The following is a 7,015-nucleotide window of genomic DNA, read 5'->3' as shown; positions in this document are numbered from 1 at the left end:
CTTAACAACCTATTCTCTTCTCCCCTGCCCCCTTTCCTCTTCTCCCCTGCCCCCTGCTCCCTGCACCTCTGCCTCTTCCCAGTCCCCACTCCCTACTCGCGACATAAAATGAACGTTGCACCTACTTCTAAAGCTAAATCATCAGGCTTTCGTTCTGGCGATCGCCGCCAAGCCCTCAAAACAGCCAAGATAAATCCCAAAAAACTATATCTCAGAGCCATCAGGGATGCTTTTGTCAAGCTTGATCCCAGGTCTGCAATTAAAAATCCCGTCATGTTTTTGGTTTGGCTAGGGACACTTGTCACCCTAGTATTCACCATTGCTCCCAACTTATTTGAACCAGCCCCAGAAAATAACCCACAACTTTTTCATGGCTTATTAACAGGAATATTGTTTCTCACTGTTTGGCTGGCTAATTTTGCCGAAGCATTGGCTGAAGGACGGGGTAAAGCCCAAGCCGAAGCCTTACGCGCCAAGAAGACAGAGACAATCGCCAAAAAATTGGCTCCCGATGGCACAATTTCCGAAGTTCCTTCCCCTAGCCTCAGACAAAATGACACCGTTTATTTGGTAGCGGGCGATATCATTCCTGCTGATGGCCAAGTAATCATGGGTGTGGCCTCGGTGGATGAATCAGCAATTACTGGGGAAACAGTCCCCATCCTCAAAGAATCAGGCTCAGATGTTGCCGGTTCGGTGATCGGTAGTACGCGGATTATCTCTGATGAACTGATTGTTCGCATTACATCTGACCCAGATAAAGGGTTTATTGACCAGATGATTGCCTTATTAGCAGGAAAAGAACGCCGTCAAACACCGAATGAAATTACCCTGACAATCTTACTAGCCGTTTTGAGCTTAGTCTGTCTGTTGGTCGTAGCCACCTTGCCAGCACTGGCTTACTATGTCGAGAGTCCTGTCAGCGTCACAATTTTGATCGCTCTGTTGGTAGCGCTGATTCCCACTACCATCGCCGGATTATTAAGTGCCATTGGTATAGCTGGCATGGATCGGGTTGCCCAATTTAACATCATTGCCACCTCTGGACGAGCCGTGGAAGCCTGTGGCGATGTTAACACCCTAATTCTCGACAAAACAGGCACAATCACCCTTGGAAATCGCTTGGCAGAAGAGTTGATCCCGGTGAATGGCCACTCATTAGAGGAAATGGCTCATATTGCTTTGGCAGCTAGCGTATTTGATGATACACCTGAAGGAAAATCTATTATTCGACTGGCACAAAGCTTTGGCGCACGATTTGATTTTGATCCCAACCAAGCAGTCGGGGTGGAATTTTCCGAAGCCACCCGCATGAGTGGTACAAACTTATCCGGAGGACGTGAAGCCCGGAAGGGAGCCGTAGGAGCCATTAGTGAATTTATCCGTCTCCGCAATGGACAAGCACCCCCAGAACTGAATGCTGTCTACAAAAGAATTTCCCAACAAGGAGGTACACCCCTAGCAGTTTGTCTAGATGCGGAAATTTATGGTGTAATTTATCTCAAAGACATCATTAAACCTGGTATCCGCGAGCGTTTTCAGCAGTTACGCCAAATGGGGATCAGTACTATCATGCTCACTGGCGACAACCAGATTACCGCAGCTGTGATTGCCCAGGCCGCCGGAGTAAATGAATATATTGCTGAAGCTACACCAGAGGAGAAAGTCAGCGTTATTCACAGAGAACAAGCAGCAGGTAAAGTAGTCGCAATGACCGGAGACGGCACTAACGATGCTCCCGCACTAGCAAAGGCAAATGTCGGTGTTGTCATGAATACAGGTACTCAAGCTGCTAAAGAAGCAGCCAACATCATAGATTTGGACTCTGATCCCACAAAGCTGATTGATATCGTCAGTATTGGTAAACAATTACAAATTACCCGTGGAGTTTTGACTATATTTTCCCTTGCTAATGATATTGGTAAATACTTTGCACTGATCCCATTTATCTTTACCGCCGCTAATCTGCAAAGTTTGAATATTATGAATTTGTCCAGTGCTAATTCTGCTGTATTATCGACACTAATTTATAATGCTTTGATTATTCCCGCTTTAATTCCCTTGGCTTTGAGAGGTGTGCAGTTAAAATACCTGACAGCTAATCAACTGTTACAACGCCATCTCTTAATTTATGGATTGGGTGGAGTAATTGCACCGTTTATCGCGATTAAATTAATAGATATGCTAATTGCGACAACAGGGTGGATATAGAAAAGAAAACTAACTTTTAGTTTTTACTCTATTGCAGGACTTACGCAATAACTCTCTGTAACCCTCTTTCCTTTGTGTTCTTTGTGTCCTTCTCCCAAAGGGAGAGGCTAGCGCCAATGCGGTATGCGCTACGCGCACGCTACGCGAACGTTTTTTCATAATTTTGCGTAAGTCCTATATTGAACAAATGAATTAGAAATTCTTGCTATTTGTAGAGATTCATCGTTATACAAGACATTTCATCTGAGTGAAGTATACAAAAATTATATTCAGGAGCAATAGGAATTTTTATGACTATTATTCAAGAAACTATCAAAGCTATTCGCATGACTCTGGTACTTTGGTTACTAACGGGAATCATCTATCCTTTGGCAATCTTGATCATGGGTCAAGCCTTGTTTCCATTTCAAGCTAATGGCAGCGTTATGGTGAATGTAGAATCAGAAGCAATTGGTTCTGCTTTAATTGGTCAAACATTCACCACAGAGGGTTATTTTCATGGTCGTCCCAGTAGTGTGAGATATAGCCAAGGAGAACAGGCCAGTCCAACTGGCATATCTGGTGCTAGTAATCTTGCGCCTAGCAATCCAGCACTGCTAGATCGAATTGTCGAACAGGCAACTCAATTGGAAGAAGAGAATATTCAACCACTGGCTGATTTAATTTATAGTTCTGGTTCTGGCTTAGATCCACATATTTCTTTGAGAGCAGCAAGGCAGCAGGTGAGCCGAGTTGCTCGCGCTCGTGCTATCCAAGAGAATGAAATTTCACCTTTAATTAATCAGTATACTGATGGCAGATTTCTGTGGATTTTTGGGGAGCCGGGAGTCAATGTACTGCGATTGAATTATGCTCTTGACCTGCAAGATATTAACCGTCCATAAAGAGGCAGGGGGCAGGGGGAAAGGAAATTAGCTTTCGCTTTCCTACTTGCTGCAAGTTTCAAACCGCGTTCTCGGCTTGCTAGTCTTTGCTCATCTGTTAGCAATCGCACCAACTTGGGAATAACCTTCAATTTTCTAGCGTTGGCTTGGGGTAAACCATTCATCTCTACATAATTCCCATCAACAGCAGTTTTGCAGTAGCTAGGAAAGTCTTTACGCCACTGGTTCATAGTGGGACGTTAGACTAACACAGCAATAGTTTGTCGTCATGGTCAATAGATATAGCAGTTTCTATAGGGTCTTTAAGCATGAATTAACTCCTTAGCCTTCTTCATTTGTTCTAACTTTTCTGTCGATACTGAATTGACTCCCAATCGAACATATGTATAATTTTATATATTAATATTTTTGGTAATTAGAGCAATGAAATCAATAACAAAGACTTTTTTGATTGGTATATTACTTTTCATCTTCTTATTAACCATATCAATTTGTCTTTCTATTGGGATTTATAATATTAGAGATTCTACTTTTAATTCAGCAGACAAAATTGAATCAATTATTAAAATTTTTACTACAGCGGGATTGTTTTTTGGTGGTTTTGTAGCAGCTATCAATGCTTATTATGGTGCTGTACGTTCCTTTGCTATGGAAAAAACTGCTGAAGCGGCTAATAAAAATGCTGAGGCTGCTATTGATAAACAAATTACAGACCGCTTCTCAAAAGCAATAGAACAACTTGGTAGCGATAAAATCGAAATAAGATTGGGTGCTATTTATACTTTAGAAAGAATTGCCAAAAATTCTAATAATGACCATTGGACAATTATGGAAATTCTTACAGCATTTGTTCGTCAAAATTCGTCCGTTAAAACACATATCAAAAAACCATTATTATATGAAAACTCAAATAATCAGAAAGAAAAAGAATTGTCAAAACCAGCAATTGATATTCAAGAAGCAATGACAGTAATTATACGACGTTTTGATATATATGACAGAGACAAAATACTAGATTTGTCTCATGTAAACTTTAGTCAACTTAACCTCACAGATGCCAAACTCGCAGGAGCAGACCTCACAGGAGCTAACTTCAATAGAACAAACCTGACAAAAGCCATCCTCGTAGGAGCAGACCTCATAGGCGCTAATCTCACAGAAGCTAATCTCACAGAAGCCGAGCTTGAAGGAGCAAACTTCAGTGAAGCTAATCTTAAAAATGCAATCTTTTCAAGAGCTTTGCTTAGAGGAGCTATTCTTAAAAAAGCCGACCTTACAAAAGCCCACCTTGCAGAAGCCGACTTTACACACGCCAACCTTAAAGAAGCTGACCTTACAGAAGCAAGACTTGGAGGAGCCAACTTCACAAGAGCAAACCTTTCAAGCGCGTGCTTTAGAAGAGCTGACTTCGATCAATTCTGCTATATAGGAATAGGATTAATTGGAAGAGCAATCCTTACAGAAGCAAAAATCTTTAATGCCGACTTCTCTGAAAATAGAACAATAAAGTTAGAGGAAATTAAATCTACAATAGACTGGAATACTGCTAAGTATGATAGAGAATTTCATAACGAGTTAGGTTTACCGTACTATTAATAACTAATTGCCCATCTGGTTATCCCGCTTCCTCGCTTGAAAATTAAACAAAAAGTTTTTGAAGAGTTTCCATGAAGCTACCTTAAATAAATATATGTAGGATAGAAGATAAACACCAAACCATGAACCAGGTAGACTATCTCCGAATTAGCCTGATTGATCGCTGTAATTTTCGTTGTCAGTATTGTATGCCAGAGGGGGCAGAATTAGATTATTTCCTCAAGCAACAATTATTAACTGATGAAGAATTGCTGACGCTGATTCAAGAAGTATTTATTCCTGTGGGTTTTACCCGGTTTCGGTTGACTGGTGGGGAACCGTTGCTCCGCCCCCGTGTAGTAGATTTGGTTAAGGCGATCGCATCATTACCCCAAACCCAAGACCTTTCCATGACTACTAACGGGTTTTTATTAGCCCCCCAAGCCCAAAACCTCTATGATGCTGGTCTCCGGCGGATCAATATTAGCCTGGATTCCCTGGATTCAGACACCTTTGACCAGATTATTGGCAATCGTGGTCGTTCTCGTTGGCAACAAGTTTGGCAAGGGATTCAAGCTGCATACAGTGTAGGATTTGACCCTTTGAAGCTGAATGTAGTGGTAATTCCTGGTGTTAATGATCATGAAATTCTGGATTTAGCAGCCTTAAGCATTGAAAAGCAATGGCACGTCAGATTTATTGAGTTTATGCCTATTGGTAATGGCGATTTATTTGGCGATCGCGGTTGGGTATCTTCAGAAGACTTGCGCCAACGTATCCGCGATCGCTGGGGTTTGACAGCATCCCAAATTTGTGGTGCTGGGCCGGCTGATGTATTTCAAATTCCAGGGGCGAAGGGAACTCTGGGATTTATTAGTCAAATGTCAGAATGTTTTTGCGATCGCTGTAACCGGATGCGCTTGTCTGCCGATGGTTGGCTGCGTCCCTGTTTATTAAATGAAACTGGGCAAATTGATTTAAAAACGGCGCTGCGTGCTGGTACTAGCACTGACCAACTACAACAGCAAGTCAGAAAATTATTAGCAATCAAGCCAGAAATTAACTTTAAAGGGCGCGACTCTGGTACTGCCGGTCTTTACAGCCGTACCATGTCGCAAATCGGTGGTTAGTAGTCATTTGCATCCAAGTCTCCCCTCTCTTTACCAAGGCTACGGTGTACACACATCCTTATCCAGAAAGGGTTTCCCGCCCTAAAAACAGGGTTTAAGCGGAAACCCAGTTCCCCTCCTCGCTTGCGGGGAGGGGCTAGGGGTGGGGTGTTATTGCAGAAAAGAGCAATTTCCCGACTTGTGTGTACACGGTAGCTTTACCAAGGAGAGGGGTTGGGGGTGAGGTTCTGTACTTGATTAAATCCACACTCCAATGACCAAGGACTAATAACTAAGCTTGACGTGAGTAGTATTCCACAACCAGCAGCTCATTAACTTGTAACGCCACCCATTCTCGTTCAATGACGCTGTTAACTTTACCAGTCAACTTAGCTTTATCAAATTCCAGATGACTGGGGAGATTGGCTAAACCGGGATATTGCAAATTGGCTTCTACCAACTTCCGTGAAGCTTCGCGGTCTCTAATTGCAACTACTTCACCGGGACGGCACTGGTAACTAGCAATATCGACGCGCTTACCGTTAACTGTTACATGACCGTGATTTACCAGTTGGCGAGCAGCTGGAATCGTGGGAGCCATACCCAAACGAAAAACGGTATTATCCAAGCGCATTTCTAGCATTTGTAGCAGCACTTGTCCGGTAGAACCAGTTATGCGTCTAGCTTTACGCACATAGCGTAGCAGTTGCTTTTCGGTCAAACCGTAGTTCATCCGAATCTTTTGCTTTTCTTCTAGACGAACTGCATACTCAGAGCGTTTTTTACGGTTCTGACCATGTTGGCCTGGTGGATAGGCTCGTCGAGCTGTTTTACGACTTAATCCTGGCAATTCGCCTAAGCGACGTACAATTCTGAGGCGTGGCCCTCTATATCGGGACATGAGTTTCCTTAATCTAATCCTGTTAACTTTTACCCAGACATTCAATTTTGACACTCTCCTGATTATAAATCAGGAAATTCTTGGTTCTAAGAAGCTGCTGGCTTTGACATGACATATCAAAGTCGAGGCATTTTCTCCCCAAGCGTAAAATCCGGACTGTCCTGCCGTACTATAACAAACCGGTTTCTTGTGTTTATTTAGTTGGTAGACTACGAAATCGCTAGATTGCCTGACGCAGTATTTCAACTCGGAAATACTTTTTACGTTGTCTACTTATCTTATATTTTGACTATATTAGCACTATTCGCCTCAGCATCAATCGCAGTACCAAAAAT

5 protein-coding genes are annotated in these 7,015 nt (G+C 42.6%); 4 read left to right on the top strand and 1 reads right to left on the bottom strand.

The features are described 5' to 3' along the window. Window positions 1–108: 108 nt before the first annotated feature. From kdpB to moaA, 4 genes are all read left to right on the top strand, one after another. Window positions 109–2,211 (top strand): potassium-transporting ATPase subunit KdpB, encoded by a 2,103-nt coding sequence (kdpB, locus tag AACX33_RS06715; RefSeq protein ID WP_193998240.1) that lies wholly within the window; start codon window positions 109–111, stop codon window positions 2,209–2,211. A 290-nt stretch (window positions 2,212–2,501) separates the two neighbouring features. Further along, window positions 2,502–3,095, top strand: coding sequence for a K(+)-transporting ATPase subunit C (gene kdpC, locus AACX33_RS06710; protein ID WP_193998239.1), 594 nt, complete (start codon window positions 2,502–2,504; stop codon window positions 3,093–3,095). Between the two features lie 423 nt (window positions 3,096–3,518). Further along, a complete protein-coding gene (locus AACX33_RS06705; RefSeq protein WP_193998238.1) occupies window positions 3,519–4,691 on the top strand; it encodes a pentapeptide repeat-containing protein in 1,173 nt (390 codons plus the stop codon). 122 nt (window positions 4,692–4,813) lie between these two features. Next, window positions 4,814–5,800 carry a GTP 3',8-cyclase MoaA gene (moaA, locus tag AACX33_RS06700; protein ID WP_193998237.1) on the top strand — a complete coding sequence of 329 codons (987 nt, stop codon included), beginning with the start codon at window positions 4,814–4,816 and terminating at the stop codon, window positions 5,798–5,800. Window positions 5,801–6,071: 271 nt separating this feature from the next. Here moaA and rpsD read toward each other — a convergent pair whose 3' ends face one another. Further along, window positions 6,072–6,680: a 30S ribosomal protein S4 gene (rpsD, locus tag AACX33_RS06695; protein WP_193998236.1), complete on the bottom strand. Its 609-nt coding sequence runs from the start codon at window positions 6,678–6,680 to the stop codon at window positions 6,072–6,074. Window positions 6,681–7,015: the final 335 nt, after the last annotated feature.

It is taken from the genome of Nodularia sp. LEGE 04288, from assembly GCF_963896525.1.
Taxonomy (GTDB): Bacteria; Cyanobacteriota; Cyanobacteriia; order Cyanobacteriales; family Nostocaceae; genus Nodularia.
The sequence above is the reverse complement of the archived record's forward strand: the minus strand, read 5'-3'. Positions and strand labels throughout refer to the sequence as shown.

Coding starts and splice junctions, on each gene's coding strand:
- kdpC (WP_193998239.1), top strand. CDS start 2,502: ATGACTATTATTCAAGAAACTATCAAAGCTATTCGCATGACTCTGGTA.
- rpsD (WP_193998236.1), bottom strand. CDS start 6,680: ATGTCCCGATATAGAGGGCCACGCCTCAGAATTGTACGTCGCTTAGGC.
- moaA (WP_193998237.1), top strand. CDS start 4,814: ATGAACCAGGTAGACTATCTCCGAATTAGCCTGATTGATCGCTGTAAT.
- AACX33_RS06705 (WP_193998238.1), top strand. CDS start 3,519: ATGAAATCAATAACAAAGACTTTTTTGATTGGTATATTACTTTTCATC.
- kdpB (WP_193998240.1), top strand. CDS start 109: ATGAACGTTGCACCTACTTCTAAAGCTAAATCATCAGGCTTTCGTTCT.